This is a genomic window from Apibacter sp. ESL0404 (assembly GCF_019469245.1).
Lineage (GTDB): Bacteria > Bacteroidota > Bacteroidia > Flavobacteriales > Weeksellaceae > Apibacter.
This window is the reverse complement of sequence record NZ_CP048267.1, coordinates 11667-36899: the sequence shown is the minus strand read 5'-3', so window position 1 is coordinate 36899 and position 25233 is coordinate 11667. Positions and strand designations below refer to the sequence as shown.

General features: G+C 30.8%; 21 protein-coding genes and 1 tRNA gene. 12 read left to right on the top strand and 10 right to left on the bottom strand.

Translation table 11 applies throughout. The annotated features are described in order from the left end of the window. Positions 1-8: 8 nt before the first annotated feature. From GYM72_RS00160 to GYM72_RS00145, 4 genes are all read right to left on the bottom strand, one after another. Complete coding sequence (locus GYM72_RS00160) at positions 9-974, bottom strand: hypothetical protein (protein ID WP_220264296.1); 966 nt, start codon at positions 972-974, stop codon at positions 9-11. 43 nt (positions 975-1017) lie between these two features. Then, positions 1018-1776, bottom strand: coding sequence for a hypothetical protein (locus GYM72_RS00155; RefSeq protein WP_220264295.1), 759 nt, complete (start codon positions 1774-1776; stop codon positions 1018-1020). Positions 1777-1906: 130 nt separating this feature from the next. Then, positions 1907-2746, bottom strand: a complete 840-nt coding sequence (locus GYM72_RS00150; protein ID WP_220264294.1) for a hypothetical protein — start codon at positions 2744-2746, stop codon at positions 1907-1909. An 82-nt stretch (positions 2747-2828) separates the two neighbouring features. Further along, positions 2829-6044: a phage baseplate assembly protein V gene (locus tag GYM72_RS00145; protein ID WP_220264293.1), complete on the bottom strand. Its 3216-nt coding sequence runs from the start codon at positions 6042-6044 to the stop codon at positions 2829-2831. Positions 6045-6564: 520 nt separating this feature from the next. Between GYM72_RS00145 and GYM72_RS00140 the strand changes: the two genes are divergently transcribed. Next, positions 6565-8757 carry an N-6 DNA methylase gene (locus GYM72_RS00140; RefSeq protein WP_220264292.1) on the top strand — a complete coding sequence of 731 codons (2193 nt, stop codon included), beginning with the start codon at positions 6565-6567 and terminating at the stop codon, positions 8755-8757. Then, on the top strand, positions 8757-10259 hold the full coding sequence (locus tag GYM72_RS00135) for a restriction endonuclease subunit S (RefSeq protein WP_220264291.1): 1503 nt from the start codon (positions 8757-8759) through the stop codon (positions 10257-10259). Before GYM72_RS00140 ends, GYM72_RS00135 begins: the two co-directional genes overlap by 1 nt. Before the next feature lie 741 nt (positions 10260-11000). On the opposite strand, the gene GYM72_RS00130 is transcribed toward GYM72_RS00135, so the two are convergent. From GYM72_RS00130 to GYM72_RS00115, 4 genes are all read right to left on the bottom strand, one after another. Further along, positions 11001-11074, bottom strand: a tRNA-Ala gene (locus tag GYM72_RS00130). A gap of 10 nt (positions 11075-11084) precedes the next feature. Beyond that, positions 11085-11516 carry an Rrf2 family transcriptional regulator gene (locus tag GYM72_RS00125; protein ID WP_105296402.1) on the bottom strand — a complete coding sequence of 144 codons (432 nt, stop codon included), beginning with the start codon at positions 11514-11516 and terminating at the stop codon, positions 11085-11087. A gap of 14 nt (positions 11517-11530) precedes the next feature. After that, on the bottom strand, positions 11531-12202 hold the full coding sequence (gene rsmI / locus GYM72_RS00120) for a 16S rRNA (cytidine(1402)-2'-O)-methyltransferase (RefSeq protein ID WP_166005127.1): 672 nt from the start codon (positions 12200-12202) through the stop codon (positions 11531-11533). 15 nt (positions 12203-12217) lie between these two features. Beyond that, the gene (locus GYM72_RS00115; RefSeq protein ID WP_220264290.1) at positions 12218-12913 is read right to left on the bottom strand and encodes a hypothetical protein; all 696 of its coding nucleotides are present in this window, start codon (positions 12911-12913) and stop codon (positions 12218-12220) included. 71 nt (positions 12914-12984) lie between these two features. On the opposite strand from GYM72_RS00115, the gene GYM72_RS00110 reads away from it, so the two are divergent. Both GYM72_RS00110 and GYM72_RS00105 read left to right on the top strand, forming a co-directional pair. Beyond that, on the top strand, positions 12985-13590 hold the full coding sequence (locus GYM72_RS00110; RefSeq protein WP_160557642.1) for a thymidine kinase: 606 nt from the start codon (positions 12985-12987) through the stop codon (positions 13588-13590). Between the two features lie 14 nt (positions 13591-13604). Then, positions 13605-16049 (top strand): bifunctional UDP-N-acetylmuramoyl-tripeptide:D-alanyl-D-alanine ligase/alanine racemase, encoded by a 2445-nt coding sequence (locus GYM72_RS00105; protein WP_220264289.1) that lies wholly within the window; start codon positions 13605-13607, stop codon positions 16047-16049. Between the two features lie 220 nt (positions 16050-16269). Here GYM72_RS00105 and GYM72_RS00100 read toward each other — a convergent pair whose 3' ends face one another. Next, positions 16270-17001: a S24 family peptidase gene (locus tag GYM72_RS00100; RefSeq protein WP_255570981.1), complete on the bottom strand. Its 732-nt coding sequence runs from the start codon at positions 16999-17001 to the stop codon at positions 16270-16272. A gap of 361 nt (positions 17002-17362) precedes the next feature. On the opposite strand from GYM72_RS00100, the gene GYM72_RS00095 reads away from it, so the two are divergent. From GYM72_RS00095 to yaaA, 5 genes are all read left to right on the top strand, one after another. Further along, positions 17363-17632: a hypothetical protein gene (locus GYM72_RS00095; RefSeq protein ID WP_220264288.1), complete on the top strand. Its 270-nt coding sequence runs from the start codon at positions 17363-17365 to the stop codon at positions 17630-17632. Between the two features lie 253 nt (positions 17633-17885). After that, the gene (locus tag GYM72_RS00090) at positions 17886-18239 is read left to right on the top strand and encodes a hypothetical protein (RefSeq protein WP_166005119.1); all 354 of its coding nucleotides are present in this window, start codon (positions 17886-17888) and stop codon (positions 18237-18239) included. Between the two features lie 261 nt (positions 18240-18500). Beyond that, positions 18501-19235 (top strand): Fe-S cluster assembly ATPase SufC, encoded by a 735-nt coding sequence (sufC, locus tag GYM72_RS00085; protein ID WP_160542566.1) that lies wholly within the window; start codon positions 18501-18503, stop codon positions 19233-19235. A gap of 46 nt (positions 19236-19281) precedes the next feature. Continuing rightward, a complete protein-coding gene (gene sufD, locus GYM72_RS00080) occupies positions 19282-20547 on the top strand; it encodes a Fe-S cluster assembly protein SufD (RefSeq protein WP_220264287.1) in 1266 nt (421 codons plus the stop codon). Between the two features lie 126 nt (positions 20548-20673). After that, a complete protein-coding gene (yaaA, locus tag GYM72_RS00075; RefSeq protein WP_220264286.1) occupies positions 20674-21432 on the top strand; it encodes a peroxide stress protein YaaA in 759 nt (252 codons plus the stop codon). Between the two features lie 16 nt (positions 21433-21448). Here the strand turns inward: yaaA and GYM72_RS00070 are convergent, their stop codons facing one another. Next, entirely contained in the window at positions 21449-21979 is a 531-nt protein-coding gene (locus GYM72_RS00070) for an RNA polymerase sigma factor (protein ID WP_158254190.1), read from the bottom strand. 180 nt (positions 21980-22159) lie between these two features. Between GYM72_RS00070 and GYM72_RS00065 the strand changes: the two genes are divergently transcribed. From GYM72_RS00065 to groL, 3 genes are all read left to right on the top strand, one after another. After that, positions 22160-22705, top strand: a complete 546-nt coding sequence (locus GYM72_RS00065) for an HdeD family acid-resistance protein (RefSeq protein ID WP_105296414.1) — start codon at positions 22160-22162, stop codon at positions 22703-22705. 290 nt (positions 22706-22995) lie between these two features. Then, positions 22996-23274, top strand: coding sequence for a co-chaperone GroES (gene groES / locus GYM72_RS00060; protein ID WP_055426187.1), 279 nt, complete (start codon positions 22996-22998; stop codon positions 23272-23274). A gap of 34 nt (positions 23275-23308) precedes the next feature. Next, on the top strand, positions 23309-24937 hold the full coding sequence (groL, locus tag GYM72_RS00055) for a chaperonin GroEL (protein ID WP_105296415.1): 1629 nt from the start codon (positions 23309-23311) through the stop codon (positions 24935-24937). Positions 24938-25233 lie beyond the last annotated feature (296 nt).

The window sequence follows — 25233 nt, the reverse complement described above, 5'->3', positions numbered from 1 at the left end:
GTTTCAATTTAATCATCTAATAAAAATCGGGAAGTAAATCCATTTGGATCGTTTGGGTCTTTTTTATCATTTTTAGCCGATGAAATATTATTCTTACGTGCATATTCTTCATATAGCTTTTCTTCTAATTCTTCCCATTCTTTTTGGGTATACTCTTTGCCTGTATAGGTTTTATACACACTTGAAGTTTTATTATTATTTTGTAAGGGAATTAGTTCAAAAGGTGCACCTGCTCTATCTAACATATACTTATAAATCGGTGTTATTTCACCTGTTAAAGCATCTACTTTATATACTATTGCATAAGGTTGATTTCCATCATGTAAGTAATAGCTTCTAATTACTTCCCAAAAGGGTGTATCACCTTTTTTAAAAGTTAAAAAAAATGTCCAGTTTTTTGGTGATTTATCATAATGATATTGTACTGATAAAATACCTTTTTGTCGTTCTTTTTTACTGTATATTCCTTCTTTATCCAAAATATCAAATAATACTTCTGGATTAATTTTTACATCATTATATAATTTATTATTATCTACTTTGTCAATTAGCCTTCCCTTTTCATTATAATGGTATTCTAATCCAAATGATATATCTCCTCCTACGATATTCATTTTTGTATATTTAGTTTTTAAATTTCCATTGGGATAATAGATCTTATAAATACAAAACATTCCAGGAGGGGGAGGAGTAATACTTTCATTATATTCAATTATACCCGTATCAACATATTCTAAAACCTCATATATTATTTTAGTACCATCCGAAAGAGAATCAATAATTCTATCTCCCATTTTATTAACTTCAACATATTTGTCTTCACTTGAATTATAGGTTTTCCCAATTGTTTTTCGAGATTGATTAAATTTTTCAATATTAAATTTTTCCGTTGCATACATTTCTTCGGGTGTTATAATTTCTTTTTTCTGTCCGCTACACGAAAAAAAACTACCTATAAAAAAGATTAACAACAATTTAAAGGGTTTTCCTTTGATTCTAGTATTATATATATACGATCTAATCATCTAATAAAAATCTTGAGGCAAATCCATTATTATTTTTGTCTTGATTGTCATTTTTGGCAGGTGAAATATTATTCTTTCGAGAATATTCTTCATATAATTTTTCTTCTAATTCTTCCCATTCTTTTTGAGTATACTCTTTGCCTTTATAGGTTTTATACACCGAGATGGTGTCTTTATCTTCTGCTCCATCTATTTTAACTTTTCCTGTTTCTCCATCCATTACATAATTTAACGGTAAATAAGCCGGAGGTTCTCCAAACTTTGGAAAGTTTTTGGGATCGGTATTAGGGATTCCTTTAACTATGGATATGACCCAATATTTTTCTTTATTCTTTTCTCCAAAATATAGTTTAAATACGGGGCGCCCCTCCTCATCTACTCGTCCTTTACCTGTTTTCAGATTGATATACCCTTTTTCCTGTAAAAATTCCAATACTTGTTGGGGTTTGATTTTTCCAAATTTTTGGTCTTCATTTACCTTCTTTATAAGATTTCCCTGTTCATCGTAATACTGAGAAATTCCCACTTTCACTTGTTGACCTATATAGGTTTCTTTTAACTTTAAATTTCCATTGGCATAATATTCTTTATATATAGTTAAAAAGGAAGGAGGAGGTAGTCTTTCATATTGAAATCCTTTTTTATTCTTAATAAATCCTATAGAAAATATTGTATTACCATTAGGTAAAGTATATTCATCAGATCCTTTATTAGTTTTTTCATATATATTAAAATCAAATTTTTCTATCATGGTAGTATTTTTTTTATAGGATATTCTTTTTTGAGGTTGCAGCTCTTTACATGAAATAAAACCACTGATTATAAATAAGATCAGAAATTTTAAAAACTTTCCTTTGATTCTAATATTATATATATACGATCTAATCATCTAATAAAAATCGGGAGGCAAATCCATTATTATTTTTATCTTGATTGTCATTTTTGGCAGTTGAAATATTATTCTTACGGGCATATTCTTCATATAGTTTTTCTTCTAATTCTTCCCATTCTTTTTTGGTATACTCTTTTCCTTTGTAGGTTTTATAAACTCCAGAAGTTTTTTTATCCTGTATCATTTCTTTCCCTTTATATAGATGACTTAATATATCTCCTGTTTGAGCATCTATATAATAAATATTTTCAAATGTAGGTGGAGAAATAAAATTCTTTATAATCCAAACATCTTTATTTTGTAGTTGTTTTGTTTCTTGATTATTTTTTTCTTTTTTTATAAAAATAACAGACAATTCTCCTTTTAACTCTTTAGTTTTATCATTATATATATTTTCTTTTATCAAAAATGAAATTATATCTTTATATCTTATATTATTATATTTTTTATCTTCATTTATTTCTCTAATCATTTTCCCATTTCTATCAAACTCTTGTGTGATACCAATAGAATTATTATCTAAAAAATATAGTGATTTTCTTTTTATTATACAATTTGGATAAAATTCTTTATATAATGAAAGTAAAGGATTATCTCTTAAAATAGTTACTTGTACATATTCAGATTCTCCTTCTCCAATTGATTTAAAATACTCCCCACCCGATTCTATTACTTTATTTCCCAAATTGTCTGCATAAATGTACTTTCCAAATTTGGCATCTTTATCAAACAGTTTTTTATTAAAAGTATCTGGTTTAAAATTTAATATTTTTAAATATTCATAATATTGTATGGTATCCATATTTTGTATCATATTTTCAGAGTTCATTTTTACTGTTTTTTCGTTTACCTGCCCTTGACATGAATAACATAAAAAACAAAAAAGTAATAGTATATAATTATAATTCATTTTAATGAGTATTTTTTAAATTAGAATTTAATTTAATCATTTGCCACCTAAATAGTGTTCTTCCTTCTACTGGAGTCCTAGCGTTACCCTCAATATCTTGGTCCCAATGACAGTAATCCATGAAGTTATCGGTTTGCTGAGCTTTATATGTAAATTCTCCTCTTAGTCCATCAAATGTATGTGGTAATCCCATTGCATGCATAGTTTCATGGGCAAGGGTTGATTTATCATGCCCCTTAAAAAGCATTACATGCTTACAGTTCAAAGAAGGAGAATATCCTTGCACAATAGAACCAGGATAAGGACCAGGATAATAAATATCTAGAAAGTATAATTTAAAATAATCATTATATTTATTATTATATAATTTGTTTAGGTACTTATCTAAAAAATCTTCAATTTTCATTTTATTAAACTTACCTGTAGTTTTTTTTATTCCTTCTTTATTACAATATTCTTTTTCGATATGAGATTTCATATCCATCCCTACATATTCAACTTTGCCATTCTTAGGAAAAGTATATGCTTGCTTCAATCCTTGTAAAAAGAATGATTCTCCACCACGTACAGCTGAACCTTGAATCTCTTTACCACCAAATTTAGTTTTAATTTCTACAAATACAATAGGAATAAATCTATATCTAGAAGGATCATTAGCTAAAATTTTAAGTCTTCCACATATTTCTGTATCCGCAACTACTTCTATAATTTGATCCTTATTAAAACTTTTAATGCATTCTATTTCCAATTTGTTATATATACTATAATTTTGATTATCACCCCTTATTTCTAAGTTCGAATTTTTGAGGTTAAAATAATTTGAGTCTGATTTTTGTTGTCTTACAAATAGCTTTTTAGGCTTCTTAGAGATTTCTATTTTAAGAGTTAGCTTATGATTTCCTCCTTTTAGCATAGTCATTATTGGTATGGGATATAAATACGGATTTCCATTTATTTTTGGTTTCCATGGTATTATGATTGACTTATATGATCTTAATATTTTATCATATAAGTTCCGATCTTGTTTAAAAAATACACTCCAAGAGTTTGTATTAGGAAAAATTGTTGTATAAGATGCATCTGTATAATGCCTTCCAACTATTTCTCCAAACCATTTAGGATCTGAATTCAATCCACTATCTCCTAATCTAAGCCAGTCAAATCCATATTCTCCTTTCCAATTACCATGAGGCCTGAACATGACTAAACATTTTGCCTTTATTTCATCTCGGTGTGGTTCATAATCATTACTTTTATTACTCAAAGAATTTTTAGTTTCTCCTTTCATTTCTGCAATTCCTTGAGAATTTAGGGTAGCCAATTCATCGGAATGAAGCAACAAACGTTCCCCTCCTTGCACAAAGGTTTTCGGGCTTTCAATTTTTATTTGATTTTCCGAGTTTATAAGGGCCTTGCCCGCTTGGGTATGGTAAAAATTGCTGATCATTTGTTGCATAAACGGGGTGTTTATCAAAATTTTTTGCATTATATCCAGGGTTGCTTGGTTGCCTACCGAAAAATGCAAATCTTTGCCTACTTGTATTTTCATATTTTCGCCCGCAATCATTTCTATATCTTTGGGCGCATAGGCTTTCATGTTCCCTTTGCCGTCCAAAAATATCTTATTTCCGCTCGGGTCTTCCACTATAATGCTTCCCTGTTCTTCTGCATCGTTAAATATTATCTTAGTTCCACTGCGAGTTTGTATCACTTTCAGGTCATTTCCTTCACTGTAATAAGCGGCTATTTCTCCTCCGTTGTAGGCCGTTCCCAATACTATCGGCGCTTCAGCATTTCCGCCTTGGAAAGCACATAAAACCGTTTCCCCAATCTCAGGATTAAAATACGTACCTTTTCCATTCCCCGAATGCGGTTGTATGACTTGTATCCACGGAGTTTGACTGTTTGTGTTTCGTTGCCAGGCAAACTGTACCCGTACCCTGCCCATTTTCTGCGGGTCTTTATTATCTGTTACTCGTGCATGTTGGATATCGGCTTTGGGAGTATCTTTTATTTCATAATAAGGAGGAACCGGTATATCTTTTGGTACCCCTACAAAAGTATTCGTATATCCTTCTCCGTCTACAAATCTGTGAATCAGCTCAGTAATTTTATACGACTCAATGGGAACTCGTCCGCTTTTAAAAATCTCATGACCGGGCATCCATACCATCATCTTGGCAACATCACCCAAGCGTAAATTCGGATTATTACTCGTTGCTTCCAAGTATACCAAATTTTGCCTTTTTTTCTTATCTCTCTCCAAGGAACGTTGAATATCCATTGAGCCATTAGATAATAAACTTTGATCGTAATGACTGGTCGGGGATACATTATACAGGTTTTCCGAGGCTTGGAAGGCATACTGCTGGAAAGGATTTTGAGAGGGTTGCATGCCATAACTTCTTGAATCCAATAAATAATCTTTTCCTTGTTGGGCATCGTAAGCAGTATAGGAAAAACTTTGGGGATGAACCTCCATCTTCAGCTCATAGTCGTATACGTCTTCGCCTTCCATAATTTCAATTATTTTTCCTCCCCAAGAAGAAAAACAAAATTGATCCCCATTATAGTAAAAATATTCTCCAAAGCGACGGCTAAGTTGTTGTAAAAATTCAAAATCGCTGCTGTTATACTGGACTACATAGTTTATTCTTTCTTTATAATTAGGATTGATGTGAAAATTGATTAGGTTTTGAGGATAGTCTTTGATGACTTCTTTGATAATATCTTCAAAGTTTTTATTTTCAAAACTGCGACAATGTTGTCCGTTGTCCATTAAAACAGATGGGGATTTTCCTTTAAGAAGTATTTGACGTATACCTCCTTTATTAGGGGAGGAAATTTGGGTAATGATCCCCGTAAACATCGAGGAAGCCTTGCCGAACTGTCGAAATTGAAAGGTTATCCTTTTCCCTAAGTAGGCGCGTGAATTTTGTAATAAATAGGTATTAGCATTTTCTCCAAATTCTTCAGGTACACAGGTTAATGTAAATTCATGCAGTTCATTAATTTTTTGTCTGATTTCCAATTGAATATTGGTTTGAGTGAAAAACTCTATCCCGTCTATCTGTATTTTTACCGAAATTATATGGGAATTCTCGTATATGTCTTCTTTTGTTCCGCCATATTTGGCATAATAACGGACCTCTTTTGCAAGCGGATTTAATTGAAATGATGAGCCTGTGCCTTCCTCATTGTTTGCAGTGGTTTTCATATAAAAATATTTTATTTTTATAACTATACCTTAAATAACAGATTATTTTATAAATTGTTGTATAAAATATAAAATTATTTATTAATTTAACTATACAAGATAATTTTTTTTAATAAATTTGTTTTATTGTTCGAACAAACTATTTATTTATATTTTAATATTTAAAATACTTATATTGATTTTTATTATATTGATTAAACTTTACCTCTTCTGATTTAATGCTGATTTAAGGCAAAAACTTACTTCAGATTAAACAGCAAAAATTCAAAAACCGGCATCTATTCTTATAAATTTTAAAGTTCAGTTGATTTTGGAAAAAATAAAGGGTGAATTTACTTGTATAATATCCTAATAGAAGTTAATTATTTATAGTAAAATATCAGAGCTTTTTTTTAATCAACCTTTCATTTATTTTATTGGACTCATATTTTGGAAAGCATACGTATAAAGATTTAACCTATACTCATTTACTTTGGATACTATTAGATTTTAAACTACATTCGCTTAGAAAATTTTTTATATGGAATCTGATTTAATTCAAAGAGGAATAAAAGAAAACCTTATCAAATTAGATAAAGAAGCACATACAATAACCTATATACACCAAAATAAAAAAAGAAACTATGCTAACCCGGAAGAAAAGGTACAGGCTGAAGCTTTTTTAAAACTTATTTTACATTACGGATACAAACCCGAACGGATAAAACTTTTTGTTTCTGTTACGATGGGATCGGGTATAAAAGAAGCTGATTTAATTGTTTATAACGATGACGATTGCGAAGAGCCTTACATTTTGGTAGAATGTAAAAAAGAAGAGGTTAGCGAGCCCGAATTTGCCCAGGCAATAAATCAGGCATACAGCTATGCCTATGCCTTGCCCAACAATGTTAAGTTTGTATGGGTAACTTCAGGATTAAAAAACGAATATTTTGAAGTAAATAAAAATAAAAACAGTAAAATAAGCCAGCCCGACATACCTCAGTTTGGAGTAAAAAAACTGGCTAATTATAAATTTGTTTATGAAGCAGATAGCCTGAAATCTGAAACGGGAAAACAAAAATTTTCAGACATTAAAGTTGTTTCCGAAGAAGAACTTACCCGTCAGTTTAAAAAGGCTCACGATGCCCTTTGGGGTGGAGGGCATTTAAACCCTTCAGAAGCATTTGATGAGCTCGATAAACTTATTTTCTGCAAAATATGGGATGAACGCAAACCCCGCAAACCCGGAGAACCTTATGATTTTCAAATTATTACCATTGAACCTTCTGAAATAAAAAATTACTATAAATTACCCAATAAAGACTTAGAGGAAGCCGTTAGAAAAGAAGAAAATAACCGATTGGCCCAAAGGATAAAAATCTTATATGGAGAGGGTAGAAAAAAAGATCCCGAAGTTTTTAGAGACGATATACGCCTGGCAAACGAACGTATAAGAACCGTGGTTGCCTATTTGCAGGAAATTAATTTAGGAGAAACCGACCTGGATAGTAAAGGACGTGCCTTTGAAACCTTTATGAGTTCATTTTTCCGAGGCAATTTCGGGCAGTATTTCACTCCGCGCCCTATAGTGAAATTTATTACTGATGTGCTGCCTATTAACAAGGATTCCTTAGTATTGGATACCGCTTGCGGAAGTGGCGGGTTTTTATTGTATGCACTGAATAAAGTAAGAAACCAGGCTTCGGAATTTTACCCCAAATATAAAATAGACAGTACACAAGGTACCAAGCATTATAGATATTGGCACGACTTTGCTGAGAAGAATTTATTTGGAATAGAAATAAACGAACAAATTTCCAGGGCAGCCAAAATGAATATGATTATTCATGACGACGGGCATACCAATGTAATTACTTCCGACGGATTATTACATCCCAACGAAATTAAAAAAAACACGGCAAACAGTGGGTTTACTTATGATCGTTTTGATTTTATTATTACCAATCCCCCGTTTGGAAGCATTGTAAGACAGACCGAAAAGGCCTATGTGAAAGAATTTAACCTCGGAAAAAAAGAGGCCGATTGGCTGGCGTTAAAAACAAAGCCCGAAACCAATCGAGAAAACCAAAGTACTGAAGTACTCTTTATAGAACAAAATTACCGTTTTCTTAAAGAAGGAGGCTATATGGCTATTGTATTGCCCGACGGTATACTTACCAACAGCAGCCTTCAATATGTACGCGATTCTATAGAAGAAATGTTTCGTATTGTGGCAGTGGTATCCTTGCCACAAACAGCCTTTACCGCTACCGGTGCAGGTGTAAAAAGCTCCGTGTTGTTTCTTAAAAAGCATACTCAGGAAACTACTGAAAAAATAAAACAAATAAAAGATTCTTCCCGGTTTAGTTTACTATCGTCTTCACAATATAAAGAAAAAGTAACTCAATACGAAAAAGAGAAAAAACAGGAGATTAAAAAACGGGAAAAAGAGTACAAAAAAAAACATCCCGATTTAGATAAAAAAGCCCTGAATAAAGTAATGCAGGAGGAGAAAACCGAAATTAAAAATAGCATTACCGAAAAGATAAACCTTTTAAAAGAAGAGTTACAGGAAGCTTTTACTAAGGAAAGGCAAAGCAAATTGCCCGATTATCCTATTTTTATGGCTATTGCCGAAAATATAGGATATGATGCTACCGGAAAGGCTACTAATACTAATGAATTGGACTTTATAAGCGAAGAACTTACTAAATTTATTAATTCTATAGAGTAATGAAAACATACAAAGTATCTTCGCATATAGACCCCGATAAACTCTTTCTAGTAAACCGTTCTGAGTTGGAAGGAAGATTAGATCCTAATTTTTATAAACCTAAATATACTAATTTAGTATATCAAATAAGTAAAAAAGAATGTTTGAAGTTAAAACAAATTGTTAAATTTTCAAATGAAACTTGGAACCAAATTGATTTTTTTGAAAACCAATTTCCATATATAGAAATCGGAGAAGTTAATCTCGAAACAGGATATATTAACTCAATAAAGGAAATACCAATATCAGGAGCTCCTAGTAGGGCTAAAATGGTAGCAAGAGCTTATGATATACTTATTTCTACAACACGACCAACTAGAGGAGCAGTTTCTTATTTGAAAGATATTGGAAAAATAAATATAGCATCTACAGGATTTTCCATAATACGTAATATAAAAAAAGAAATTATTCTTAGAGAATATTTGTTTTATGTATTGAGATTACCAATTTTATTAGAACAAATGGGTCAACGTAGCAGTGGAGGTAATTATCCTGCAATAACTCAAGAAGAATTAGGTAATATAATCATTCCCCTTCCCCCGCTAGAAATACAACAACAAATAGTTGACTATTACCAAAAGGCTTATCAACAAAAACAACAAAAAGAAGCCGAAGCCCAGGCTTTATTAGAAAGTATAGATACGTATCTACTTACAGAATTAGGAATAGCCTTACCCGAAAAAGATAACTCTTTACAAAATAGGATTTTTACTACTATGCTTAGTGAGATATCTGGAGGAAGGTTGGATCCAAAATTATATGATACTAATACAACGAGGTTGAAAAGATCCTTATATAATACAGATGAGAATAGATTTATAAAATATCCACTAAAAAAATTAATAGTTCAAAGTATTTCGGGTGATTGGGGAAGTGAAAAAGTAGATGATTTTGACAAACAAAAATACAAAAAATGTCTCGTAATAAGAGCTACAGAATTTGATAATGATTATAATTTGAATCTTATTAATCCAAGAATAAAATTTAGGTTAATTAAAAATGAAAAACTGAAAAAAATTGATATTCAGGAAAATGATTTATTAATAGAAAAATCAGGTGGTAGCCCTGACCAGCCAGTTGGAAGAATAGCAATCTTAGATAATAAGATAATTAATGAAAATATAATATGTTATTCTAATTTTATACATAAAATTAGAATTAATGAAAAACTAATAAATCCGAAATATTTATTTAGTTATTTAAAGACAATCTACAATATTAAATTAACAGAATCTATGCAAAGTCAAACAAATGGCATTAGAAATTTAATAATGAGTAATTATTTTAATCAAACAATACTTATACCTAAAAATCAAGATAATTCAGTAAATTTTGAAAAACAAAACGAAATTGCCGAACATATACAGCAATTGCGTAGCCGGGCAAAACACTTACAGGAAGAAGCAAAAAATATATTAGAGCAGGCCAAACAAGAAGTTGAAAAAATGATTTTAGGCGAATAATTTTTAAATTTAATGACAATAAAATATGTAAAATAATCAAGGGAATTTTTGTTTACTTATAAGAAGATCACTTTTAAAATAAATCCGAAAAAGTTAAAGAATTGTATAAAACGTTTAAAAAAGCAATAATAAATCTACTGGAAACTATTGAGGCAAAACCAAAAAATTATACTCTATTTTTAAGGTAGTTAAAAGGAACATAGTAGATATATGTGTAAGATATAAAGGTTTAAAAGTTTAGATTAATTTAAAGATTGAATAGGTAGATAATACTAAAAAATTAACTAAAGATGTTTATATTACAAGACATTGGAATAATGGATATTATAATAAATTGATAAAAAATAAAACTAAATTTAGAATATTTTATTAGTTTAATAAAACAAACATTTACTTACTATCTTCTTTAAATTTTATTAAAAACTACCTCGGCTCTCTATTCAAAAATTCAAATTTAATTTTGAAATAAGGTTATTAGAAGTTTCCAGCAGGTTGTAAATATGAATCCGTACTTATTCTCCCTCTAACGTTGATTCCTTGTTTTCTAGTGAAAAAATGCGTTTGGCAGGTATTGAGTAATTAAAATAAGGAAAAACCCAATAGCTTATATAAAGAAGAAGCCTGTATGACCTATTCTTTTTATTTTCAATAAAAAATCAAACCGGCTTTATGGATATTGCCTAAAAATAAAAACACCGAATATTATAATTCGGTGTTACAGATATTTGAATTTTAATCTTGTGGAGCTGATGGGGCTCGAACCCACGACCTTTAGACTGCCAGTCTAACACTCTAGCCAGCTGAGCTACAGCCCCGAATTTTCGATCACAAAGATAACTTATTTTTCTTTTTTGCCAAACTTGCTAAGGTTGTTTTTCTATATATTTCTAAGGTTGCATCTCGAACTTCTATAAATACATCGCGTATGGTACAAGTATCTTCTGTTGTACATGTATCACACGGCTGATGGTACATAATCGACACACAAGGCAATAAAGCTATCGGCCCATCCATTAATCGAATCACTTCTATCAAGGTTACTTTTTCGGGATCTTTATTCAATCGATACCCTCCTTTTGCTCCTCTTCTACTGGTTAAAAATTGTGCATTCTTAAGGTCTCTTAAAATATTCTCCAAAAACTTTTTGGGAATATTTTCATCATTAGAGATTTCTGTCGATAATATACTTTTATCCTTATCTTGTCTTGCTATATAAATTAAAGCTTTTAAAGCGTATTTACACCGGTTGGAAATCATAAATCTAAAGATACTTATTTTCCTTCAATTAGTAAAACTATTTCGCCTTTCAAAGGCTTTTCTTTGCATATTTTTACTATTTCGCCTACGCTGCCCCGCAATGTTTCTTCATACATTTTGGTTAGTTCTCTGCTTATGCTAACTCTTCGATCTTCTCCGAAAATTTCAGAGATTTGTTCCAAAGTAGTATTTATTTTATGGGGGCTTTCATATAAAATAATAGTTCTGCTCTCTTGAGATAGCTCTTTAAGTTTTGTTTGCCTTCCTTTTTTGGCCGGTAAAAAGCCTACAAAAATAAATTCATGAGAAGGAAGACCTGAGATAGCCAGGGCAGGAACAAAAGCCGTTGCCCCTGGAAGGCATTCTACCGATATATTTTTTTCGATACACGATTTTACAAGCATATATCCGGGGTCCGAGATTCCCGGCGTTCCGGCATCCGTGATTAAAGCAATGACACGTCCTTCAGAAATTTGCTGAGTATACCCCTCTGTTTTTTGATGTTCATTAAACATATGATATGATTGCATAGGTGTTTGGATATCGTAATGCTTTAAAAGCTTTCCGGAAGTACGAGTATCTTCAGCCAAAATTAAGTCTACTTCCTTTAAAAGCCGTAAAGCCCGCAGAGTTATATCTTCCAGATTTCCAATAGGAGTTGGAATTAAATATAGCTTTCCACTCATATATTTTATAAACTTTTAAGAATCAAACCTGTGAACTATTAAACCGGATAGACGTTCCACATATTCTTCTTTGTTTTTCCAATTATATTTTACGAACATTTCTTCCATCCATCTTTTTGCTTCTTCTATGGTTTGCGTTTGGTTCAATTGGGCAAATTCATTATCCATATCTGATTTGCTGCCTTTAAACAATTGACTGATAAATGCTATGGAATCATTAAAATCTAAATTAATTGGTCGTACAATTCTATTCTTTTCTTGAGGTTTTATTTCTGCAATATGGATATTCAGAGAATCCATTTTTTTTAAATTTTCTTCCTCTGATTTTCTCATCTCTTCAGTTGTATCAACTGCTTCTACAAAGGGATCATCAACTTTTTGTTCTTCTGTAATTACATTATTTTCAACCTTATCATTTTTTGTTGAGACTATAGGATCAGACACTTCACTTGCCGTCTCATTGTCCGTTTCATAAAAATCTCTAACCTCTACTTTTTTTTCCTGAACTTTACCATTACTTTCTAAATTTTCAAGAATCTGCTGATATTTAGAAGTAGATAATTGTTTTAAAAAAATAAATTTTTCGTATAAATTTTGAATTTTCTGCTGATGCGACAAAAGACCTGAAAAGCTTTGCACACGGCTAATTTCTCCGGCAATGGATTTTATTTCCTCTAGAACTTCCTTTTGAAATATTTCTTTAGCATTCATAATTTGCTTTTTAATATGTTCGTTAATTTCTACTTTTGTAAAAATTTTTATTAAAGACCCGAAATTTACAAATGTTTCTTGAAAATACAACAAATAGCACTCAACAAACTGGCTGGATTGAAGTAATTTGCGGTTCCATGTTCTCCGGTAAAACTGAAGAACTTATACGCAGACTTAAACGTGCAGAATTTGCAAAACAAAAGGTTGAAATTTTCAAACCTGCCATGGATGTAAGATATGATGAAACATTGGTGGTTTCCCATGATCAAACCTCTTATCCCAGCACTCCTATTGATAATCCTTTAGAAATTCCTCTTTTGGCAGCCGATTGCGATGTTGTAGGAATCGATGAAGCTCAGTTTTTTAGCGATACTATAGTGGAAGTTTGCAATCTACTTGCGAATCAAGGAAAACGAGTTATAGTTGCAGGTTTGGATATGGATTTTAAAGGCAGACCTTTTGGCCCGATGCCCTTTTTAATGGCTACCGCCGAATACGTAACAAAAGTTCATGCTGTTTGCGTAAAAACCGGAAATTTAGCTAATTATTCCCATCGAATTTCATCCGGTGAAAACTTGGTGGAATTAGGAGAAAAGGACAAGTATGAACCTCTAAGCAGGCAAGCTTTTTGGGAGATAATGAATAAGGAAAAAGTACAGAAAAAGGATGAAATTTAACTAGAGATTTTCCGATGAAATATTCAGCATCTCAACTGGCCCGAATTATCGATGCCCAACTCATCGGCAATCCTGATAGAATAATTAAACTTGTATTCTATGACAGCCGAAATATAGTATCTCCTGCAGATGGTACTTTTATTGCATTTAAAGGAGTTCGAGACGGACATACTTATATGGAAGATGCTTATAATAAATCGGTTCGAATTTTTATAGCGTCACATATTCCCTCAATGCATCCCGATGCTACGTATTTGATAGTAGATGATACCGTTTCAGCGTTGCAAAAATGGGCTCGTCATCACGCAACTTCTTTTCCTAATCTTCTAACCATAGGCATTACCGGAAGTAATGGTAAAACCATACTAAAAGAATGGCTTGACCAATGTTTATGGGATGAATTTTCAATTATAAAAAGTCCTAAGAGTTTTAATTCACAAATTGGACTTCCCTTATCTCTATTACAAATTAATTCTAAACACAATTTAGGAATTTTTGAAGTCGGAATTTCCAAACCCGGTGAAATGGATAAACAGGAAGATGTTTTGCATCCTTCAATTGGAGTTCTCACAAATATACTGGCAGCTCATTCCGAATATTTTAAAGATCGCGAAGAGCAAATTATAGAAAAAATAAAACTTTTTAAACACTCAAGGGTAATTATTTATCCAAGTGATCCGATTATTTCAAAAATAATTCAAAAAACGTATCCCAATAAAAAATTAATTTCTTTCGGAAAGGAAAATTCAGACATCCAATTATTAGATATTTCTCTTACCGGTAATACAACAGAATTGAGCATTTCCGTTTGGGGGGAAAAGAGAACATATACTATCCCTTTTACTGATAATGCCTCTATTCAAAATGTATTATGTTTAGTAGCCGTACTTTCTGAATTGGGTTGTAAATACGATTTTATACAAGAAAAAATTTTTCATTTGCAACCGGTATCGATGCGTTTAGAACAAGTATCGGGAATTAACAATTGTACTATCATAAACGATACCTTCAATTCGGATTATCAATCATTGGAAATAGCCTTACAGTTTCTTTTTCAGCAAAATAAACCTAAAAAAGTATTGGTATTATCAGATATTTTCCAATCTCGTCTTCCTGAAGCTGCATTGTATAAAAAAATTGCTGACTTAGTTAATTCTTTTCCTTTACATCATGTCCTTTTAGTAGGAGAAAAAATGCACCAATATCAAAGCTTATTTAATGCTATGTTAAAAAGCTTTTTGACCACGGCAGAAGTTATTAAGTTTTTAGAAAGTCGATCTATAAAAGATGCTGCCCTATTAATTAAAGGGGCCCGTGCGTTTGAATTGGAAAAAGTTGCTCAATTACTGCAAGTTCAATCTCATGATACCATACTGGAAGTTAATCTGAATTCACTTTTGAATAATGTAAATTATTTCAAAAGTCAATTAAAACCGAAAACTAAAATTATTGCCATGGTTAAGGCTTTTTCTTACGGTTTGGGAAATTTTGAAATTGCAGAAGTTTTACAATATTATCATATAGACTATCTGGCCGTAGCTTATGCGGATGAAGGTATTAAATTAAGAGACCGGGGGATTTATTTACCCATTATGGTTATGAATCCTGAAATCAGCAGTTATGATCGTGTCATTGAATATAACTTGGAGCCGGAAATATACAGTTTTAGGGAACTTGATTTATTTACACAAAAATTAAAAGAAAAAAACTTATCGGATTATCCTATTCATATTAAAATAGATACCGGAATGCATCGTTTAGGCTTCCAACCCGATGAAGCTCAAAAATTAGGTGACTTATTAAAAGATAATATTTATGTAAAGGTAAAATCGGTTTTCAGTCATTTTGCAGTGTCCGATGTGTTAGAGCAAGAAGAATTTACCAGATTGCAAGCGACGAGACTGAAATATTCATTTGATCTATTAGTTAAAATATTAGGTTATCAACCTCTTCTTCATATAGCAAATTCAAACGGTATTCTTAATTATCCCGAATATCAATTTGACGCCGTTCGTTTAGGTATTGGTATGTATGGATATATTGATAACGAAAAGGCTTTAAAAATGCTGGAAAATGTAATTACTTTAAAAACTGTTATCTCTAATATTCACAATCTTAAACCCGGAGAAACGGTTGGATATGGCCGACATTATGTTGTTGAAAAAAATTCTTCTATTGCAACTTTACCTATTGGCTATGCAGACGGTATTCGTAGAATCATAGGAAATGGTAAAGGATATGTAACGATACATGGAATGAAAGCTCCTATCATTGGAAATATTTGTATGGATATGATGATGATTGATGTAACGGGCATTGCTTGTAAGGAAGGTGACCCAGTCATTATAATTGGTGAAAATCCTAGTTTGAAAGAATATGCTGACTGGTATCAAACAATTCCTTATGAAGTCTTAACCTCTATTTCGCCCAGAGTAAAGCGCATCTATTACAGGGATTAAATATTTCTTCCTATTTATATTTGAGGATTATCTATATTCTTATATAATTTTGAATTAATAAGCTTTTAATTACTATTGATCACAATATTATTTATTTATAAAAATTTATAATATCTACAGGTTTAAAAAAAACGGTTAAAGTAAAAAAAGTTACTTTATGAAGTTTTCAGATAAATTTTACTTAACCGTATAAAATCTCAAACGTATTAAATATAGTAATTTAATTATGCAACCGTATACTTGCTCGTATTAAAGCAATAGCATTTATATGTTCCATTAACATATCTTTAGGCTGATGATGTTGATTCTGTGAAACCAGCTTTATATAATTGTCTCCTAATTCGGATTTTTGGACAAACTTAACGGTAATATATTCGCTCCAATCATCAATTTTTATAGATAGTAAATACATTTCTCCCCAAAAAATTTTATCTAAAGTTATTTCTTTATATAATACTATATCACCACTTTTCAGTAATGGATACATGGAATCTCCTTTCACATATACTCCTCCATCGCAATTAGCTATACCCGGTATACGAATTCGATCCAGAATTGCTTCACTGGAAGTCCCCTTAAAAAGCTCAACCAAACCGGCTGTAGCTTCTAAATCATATAATGGGACATCTTGTATTTCTCTAACAGGATCCGCCGTTTTACGGTGCACATTTATCGGAACAGTAATAATTTCTTTTCCTCTCGGAAATCCTGATCCTCTTTTTAACATAGATTCTCTTCCGGTAAGAAGCCAATTTACATTTATTTCATCAAACTTATTGGCAATATCTTCTAATATGTCATAAGAAGGCTTAGTTCCTTCCCTTTTTAATCGGTTTAATTTTTCCGAAGAACTATATCCCAACCCATTAATTGCAAAATCATGAACACTTCTAAATCCTTTATATTTAATGATCTCAGCTATTCTTTCAAAGAAATTTGTGTTATTTTTCATATTTTATTTATTTTTTGCAAATATGTTTGTATGTTTGTTTTGTATTATAACGTAAATATACATTATTTTTTTAAAAACCCATATAATTACCAGAAAATTAATTTATTAGATATCGAAACTTTTATTTCGATTTACAAACAAACAAGAAAGATGTTAACTAAATAGGAACTAATAAATGATTATATGAATATTAAGAACAAAATACCATTTTTAAGATTGATTCCACGAATTATAACGGTTTAGTTAAATATAGTGCGCGAATTTAGAATGATCCAATTATTAATATTCAATTATAATCCGATTTAGCCTGGTCTCATTTAGCAATTAAAAAGAAGCAATTCACCAATTAATACACCATACCATGAGAAAAAGAAAATTAAACATCCATGATTTAAGAACCTGTTTAAGCTATGATTCTGAAGTTCGAAAATTTCTTAGTTTAAAGGAAAGATGTATCATCCATCATAATCAAATTAAAATTTTAGAGTGGTCTTACCCTTTAGAAATACCCGTCGATCTCATTAATAAAATTGAAGATAAATTAGATGAAATACGTCGAAAAAGATGGAAACGACCTGAGTTTCATTTTGAAAGAGAAAGCAACCATATTACGAGAATACAAATAAAATGAAAGAAAATATTCTTTTTTTAAGATTTATCTATTGATATGTTACCGATTTCATTTTGTAAGAATTTCCTTTTTTTATTCTTTTTTATTGAAAGCTTCTTTATTATTAGCTTTTCTTATCCCTTAATTTTCAAGAAGTAATAAGCTAATAATTTTTGTTATCGAAACTAGACACCCTAAAAATTAATATTTTATATGATATAATTAAAGTGTATTTCATATTAAAACCTTAAATAACAACCTTTAAAAAGCCCATATGATACCATATTGTAAAGAAATTAACGAAACACTATTTGATTTTTTTATCCAAAACAAAGGTGTGATCTTTGTTACTGTGATCAGTATGATCGCTCGTTCCTTATATAAAGGAACTTCGGTATGCAGACTTCTAATCAAAACACCCATTTCCATAATAATAGGAATTTCCATGGGGATACTGATGCAAGAATTTACCGATGTATCCCACAATACTATATACGTATTATGTATGCTTACCGGTGCATATACGGGAGAAATTTTAGATGGCATTGAACAACTTTTAAAGTGGATTCCATCGGCTTTAAAGAAAATTATAAGTAAAAAACTGGATATTGATGATAAAGACCCTTAATTTAAAGAAAATCAACATCAATTGAATTTATTGAATTTATTAAAACATACTTTTTTATATAAGAAGTATTTTAAAATGAGAGATTTTCTGTGAAATATTCCATTTAATAGGAAACCTTTGCATTAGTAAGTCTTTGAAAAATATTTATTTAAATAATGTTAATCAATTTTGAAATCAATAAAATTTATAACCTATTTTTTACAGCAGTTATAAAGGTAGTATATTTGTTTTTGAATAAGTTTAAGATAATATACGATAAAAATGCTATCAATAAAAAATTTGCACGCAAGAATTGGAGAAAAAGAAATACTTAAAGGAATAAATCTTGAAATTAACAAAGGAGAAGTACATGCGATTATGGGGCCTAATGGAGGGGGAAAAAGTACGCTTTCCAATGTAATTACCGGAAGAGAAGATTATGAAGTTACCGAAGGTTCTATTCTTTTAGACGGAAAAAATTTGTTAGACCTTGCTCCTGAAGAAAGAGCCAATGCCGGTATATTTATGTCTTTTCAATATCCCGTGGAAATTCCTGGTGTAAGCGTTTCCAACTTTTTAAAGGCAGCCATTAATGCTAACCGCAAAGCTCGCGGACAGGAAGATATTTCGGCACAGGAATTTTTACAAAAAGTTAAAGAAAAATCTGAAATGCTTGAAATAAGAAAAGATTTTCTTTCCCGATCTCTTAATGAAGGATTTTCAGGTGGTGAAAAGAAAAGAAATGAAATTTTCCAAATGGCTATGTTAGAACCTAAATTATCCATTTTGGATGAAACGGATTCAGGGCTTGATATTGATGCATTACGTATTGTTTCTAACGGGGTTAATAAATTAAAAAATAAAGATAATGCCGTTTTAGTTATTACTCATTACCAACGCTTATTGGATTATATCGTTCCTGACTTTGTACATGTTTTAATGAACGGAAAAATTATAAAATCGGGAACTAAAGAATTAGCATTGGAATTAGAAGAAAAAGGTTACGATTGGTTATAATTTTCAAATACGCCAATCAGTCATCCTCTTAACTAAAATTAGTAAAATGAACATTCCACAACATACAGAATTAGTAAAAATTATAAAACAAGCTCAACAAACATTAGAGAATAGCAGTCTTCCAACCTCAAAAAATGAAGATTGGAAATTTTCTAAAATAGCAGATTTTAATCCGGAAACTTATAAAGCTGCAAAAAACAACCCTGTTTCTAAAGAGATTATAGAGAGTATTTTAGGTAATGAATCGAATCCTTTTAAAATAGTTTTGATTGATGGAATCATTTCACCAATGTATTCCAATTACCCACAGGATTCATGGAAAGTGCTTCCTTTTTCTGAAGCATTACAAAATGAAACGTATCAAACAATTATTCTCTCTAAGCTAAATTCCATTTCTAATAATGAGAATTATTTTAACGTATTAAATACGGCATCATATCAAGAAGGAACTTTTATTTATGTGCCTAAACATACAATAGAGAATCAGTTAATTGAATTAATCTATATAAGCTCAAAACAAGAATATAAGGCCATTAGCAACCTTCGTAATTTATTTGTCATTGAAGATCAGTCTCAAATTCAAATTTCTGAAAGAATTCATACGCTTTCTGAATTGGACTTCTTTCATAATATAGTTACAGAAATTTTTGTTGGAAAAAATACGAATTTCAGCCTTTATAAAATTCAGGATGATAAACATTCCTCTTGTTTAATAGACTCTACCTATATTGAACAAGAAAAAGACAGCAACGCTTTTGTGCATACTTTTTCTTTTGGCGGCAAAACGGTTCGTAATGAATTATCTTTTGATCACAAAGGAAAAAATATCAATTCAACATTAAAAGGGGTTACCCTTATAGGAGATGGACAAGAAGTGGGAAATCATACACTTGTTAAACATAACCAACCTAATTGTGAAAGCCATGAACTTTATAGAGGGATATATCAAGATTCTGCACATGGCATATTTAACGGAAAAATCAAAGTAAATAAAATAGCTCAAAAAACGAATGCTTTCCAGCAAAATAATAATATTTTGCTATCTGAAAATTCGAGCATCGATACGAAACCTCAGTTAGAAATTTTTGCAGACGACGTGAAATGTTCCCATGGATGTACCGTAGGGCAACTTGATGAAGATGCCTTGTTTTATATGAAACAAAGGGGAATACATGAGAAAGAAGCTAAAGCTTTACTTATGTTCGCATTCTGTGCGGATGTAATGGAATCTGTTTCCATTCCTTATTTGAAAAATAAAATAAACAAGATTATTGCTCACAAATTAGACGTAAATTCTGATTTTGAAATATAAAAAATATATATAATTTTTTTCAAAGGTTAGGATTAATTCCTAACCTTTCGTATTTAAATAAGTTAAATTCAACGTTTAAACATCAATCTTTTTTAATAACTTAGCTACATCGCTAATAAATTTTAAATGAAAATACTTCTTTCTCCGGCAAAAATTATGAGTTTGGAAACCAATTCAAGCTGGAATCAACACACTCAACCCGAATTCATTGATTATAGTAAAAAATTACAATTTGTTTTAAAGGAATATTCTCCATCTGAATTAGAAAATCTATTGAATATTTCATCAAAATTGTCCGAAGAAAATTGGGAACGAATTCAGAAATGGACTCCCAATCCTTTAAAAAAGGAGTGTGTACAGGCAATTTTTGCATTTAAAGGAGAAGTTTACAGAGGGCTAGATGCCGAATCCTTATCTAAATCCGCCTTAGATTATCTACAAAAAAATTTATTAATTCTTTCAGGCCTTTACGGTTTGCTTCATCCTTCAGATGATATTATGTTATATCGATTGGAAATGGGCAAAAAACTTAAAACCGAACAGGCCAACGATTTATATGGATTTTGGAAAGATATATTGAATACTTATTTGAATAACTTACTTGAAAATGATGAACCTATACTAAACCTTGCGAGTAAAGAATATTTTAAAGTAATTGACCTAAAAAAGTTGAAAGGTCAAGTTATGGATATTGAATTTAAAGATTATAAAAATGGATCTTTAAAAAGCATTATGATGTATTTTAAAAATGCCCGTGGAAAGATGACTCGTTGGTGCGCTGAAAACTCTATCACCCATTGGGAGGATATCAAGACGTATAATGAGGACGGATATGAATATTCAGATCAATTATCTACAGAAAAAAGTTTGGTATTTGTCAGGTAATTAAAGTAAATTTTTTTTAAGATAAAAGCTTACGTGCTCTCATCAAGCTTACTTTTACATTAGCTAAAGATAAACCTGTTTCTTCAACTATATCTTTAAGCTTTTTTCCTTCTACATATCGTGAATAAATTAATTTTCGATAATTTTCAGGAAGATTATTTAATCTTTTTTCAAATGCTTCTAAATTTTGTTTATCAATAAACAACTGCTCAGGCGATGGTTCCCAATCTCTTGGCTGTTGATAGTCATCATCTAAAAATTTGTTTTTATCCTTATTTTTTTTTCTTAAAAAATCTATGGCTGAATTATGTGCAATGGAAGTAACCCAAGTTCTAAAATCAAAATCAGAATTGTATAAATTTAACTTACTTAAAACTTTTGTAAAGGTTTCAACAGTGAGCTCTTCTGAATAATTTTCATCTTTCACTAAAGAAAAAATATAGGACTTAATATCACTCCAAAATAAATTTACTATTTTACTTTGAGCCTGTTGCCTGGAATTTTTTGCTTCTTCGATTAGCTGTAATAGATCTAATTTATTTTTCAATTTGAAATTATTCTCTTTTTTAGTTGACAATCTACAATAATAATACCTAATTAAAAAAATAAAAATTTAATAGTTACACTTATTATATGAGTACTTATCAACCTTTATTCCATTTGTATATAACAATTTCATGGCATTATTTTTGAAATTATCTTATCCTAATAATTACATAAAATTTATATGAAATCATTTATAAAAAATTGGTGGATTATGCTCCTTTTAGGCATATTGTTCATTTTAGCAGGTATTATAGTAATGGTGTCTCCTACTCCATCACTAATTTTCTTAACAACATTTTTTTCTGTCTCTTTTCTGGTTTTTGGTATTTTCGAAATTGTTTTTTCATTAAGTAATACTCATACCAGCAATTGGGGATGGTATTTGGCCGGTGGTATTTTAGATTTATTGGTAGGGATTATATTAATATCCTCCAATATATTTACTCAAATGGGAATCTTATCTTTCTTTATTGGCTTTTGGCTGTTATTTAAAGGAGTTAGTTTAATTGGCCACTCGTTTGATATTAAGAACATGGGGTTAAGTAATTGGGGATGGTTATTAACTTTAGGTATACTGGAAGTTATCCTTTCATTTGTAATAGTGGTATTCCCTCCAATAGGATTAGCCGCTTTGCTAATATGGGTTAGCATATCTATGTTGTTTTTAGGAATTTATTACATCAGTTTATCTTTTAGTGTTAAAAAAATAAAAAATAATATAGTTTAATTTTAAATTATCTATATTTCATTATAGACCTTTGATATTTTTATTTTATCAAAGGTTTTTTCATTTATACATAAGATTTTTAAACGTATTTTAAACTTATAGCACTATATTACAAATACTTATTTATAAAAATAAATACCCCACTTAAACAATATATATAAGTCATCTGACACCTTGACGCGTTTACTTTCTTTTTGTCATAAAACTTTTATTTGGCATATTTTTAGAAAAAAGAAAAGGGTATTACCAATTAGTTTAAAAAAATAATATAAAAATTAAAAATAATAGATATGTCAGAACTATCAATTAAACCATTGGCTGACCGTGTAGTAGTAGAGCCGGCAGCTGCTGAAACAAAAACAGCTTCAGGAATCATTATCCCTGATAGTGCTAAAGAAAAACCACAAGAAGGGGTTATAGTTGCAGTAGGAGCCGGAAAAAAAGACGAACCGTTAACTGTTAAAGTTGGTGATAAAGTTTTATATGGTAAATATTCCGGAACTGAACTAAAACTTAATGGAAAGGATTATCTTATAATGAGAGAGTCTGATATTTTAGCAATTGTTTAATTAAACCAAATACTCAAATCTTAAAAAAATTAAAATGGCAAAAGATATAAAATTTAATATTGAATCTAGAGATGCCCTTAAAAAAGGGGTAGATGCTTTAGCTGACGCTGTTAAAGTTACTTTAGGACCTAAAGGAAGAAATGTAGTTATACAAAAATCTTTCGGAGCTCCTCATGTAACTAAAGATGGTGTTACTGTTGCAAAAGAAATTGAATTAGAAGAGCCTATTGAAAATTTAGGAGCTCAAATGGTTAAAGAAGTTGCTTCTAAAACCAATGATGTTGCCGGTGATGGAACAACTACAGCAACTGTATTGGCACAAGCTATTGTAAGAGAAGGATTAAAAAATGTAGCTGCGGGTGCAAATCCAATGGATTTAAAAAGAGGGATTGATAAAGCAGTAGCAGCTGTTGTTGAAGAATTAAAAAAACAATCCCAAGAAGTTGGTTCTGATTCAGAAAAGATCAAACAAGTTGCATCAATTTCTGCAAATAACGATGATACTATCGGTTCACTTATTGCTGAAGCTTTCGGTAAAGTAGGAAAAGAAGGTGTTATCACTGTGGAAGAAGCAAAAGGTACAGATACTTACGTAGACGTAGTAGAAGGTATGCAATTTGACAGAGGATACCAATCTCCTTACTTTGTAACTAATACAGATAAAATGATCACTGAGCTGGAAAATCCATATATTTTATTATGCGATAAAAAAATATCCAGCATGAAAGATTTACTTCCTGTATTAGAACCGGTTGCACAACATGGTAAATCTTTACTTATTATTTCTGAAGAAGTAGATGGTGAAGCATTGGCTACTTTAGTAGTAAATAAGTTAAGAGGGTCTTTAAAAATTGCTGCTGTTAAAGCTCCAGGATTTGGAGACAGAAGAAAAGCAATGTTAGAAGATATCGCTATTTTAACAGGAGGAACCGTTATTTCTGAAGAAGCAGGATTAACTCTTGAAGGAGCAACATTAGAAATGTTAGGTACTGCTGAAAAAGTATCTATTGATAAAGATAACACGACCATCGTTAACGGTGCTGGAAGTGATGAAAACATCAAACAAAGAGTAGCTCAAATTAAAGCTCAAATTGAAAATACTACTTCTGATTACGATAAAGAAAAACTTCAAGAAAGACTTGCTAAATTAGCAGGAGGAGTTGCTGTTTTATATGTAGGGGCTGCTTCAGAAGTTGAAATGAAAGAGAAAAAAGACCGAGTAGATGATGCATTACATGCAACTCGTGCTGCTGTTGAGGAAGGTTTTGTTGCCGGAGGTGGTGTCGCTTTAGTTCGCGCAATTAACGGAATTGAATCTCTTAAAGGTATTAATCAAGATGAAGAAACCGGTATCAAAATCGTTAGAAGAGCTATTGAAGAACCACTTCGTCAAATTGTAGCTAATGCCGGTGGTGAAGGTTCTGTTGTTGTTAATAAAGTTAAAGAAGGAAAAGATGATTTCGGGTACAATGCTAAATCTGAACAATACGAAAATATGTTCAGTGCCGGAATTATTGATCCTACTAAAGTAACTCGTGTTGCATTAGAAAATGCGGCTTCTGTTGCCGGAATGTTATTAACTACTGAATGTGTAATTACTGATATTAAAAAAGATGAACCTGCAATGCCACCAATGGGTGGAGGAATGCCGGGAATGATGTAACAATCACATTTTTTCTTTATAAAAATAAAAAATCCCGGAATTCCGGGATTTTTTTATTTTATTTTAAATTATTCAATTGATTTTTAGAATATTCTTTATTTTATATTTATACCGTTATTTGTTGAATTTATTTTTACCCATAACATTACAGTTATTTAACTTCTTATTTAAAAAACCGTCTACAACAAGGTAACTCGCTAATTAGATGAATAATAGCAATTATATCTAAACCTAAAAAAATTACTGATACGTATGCAATATCAAAAAATTTGTATACGATTAAGTTAATCTTCAAG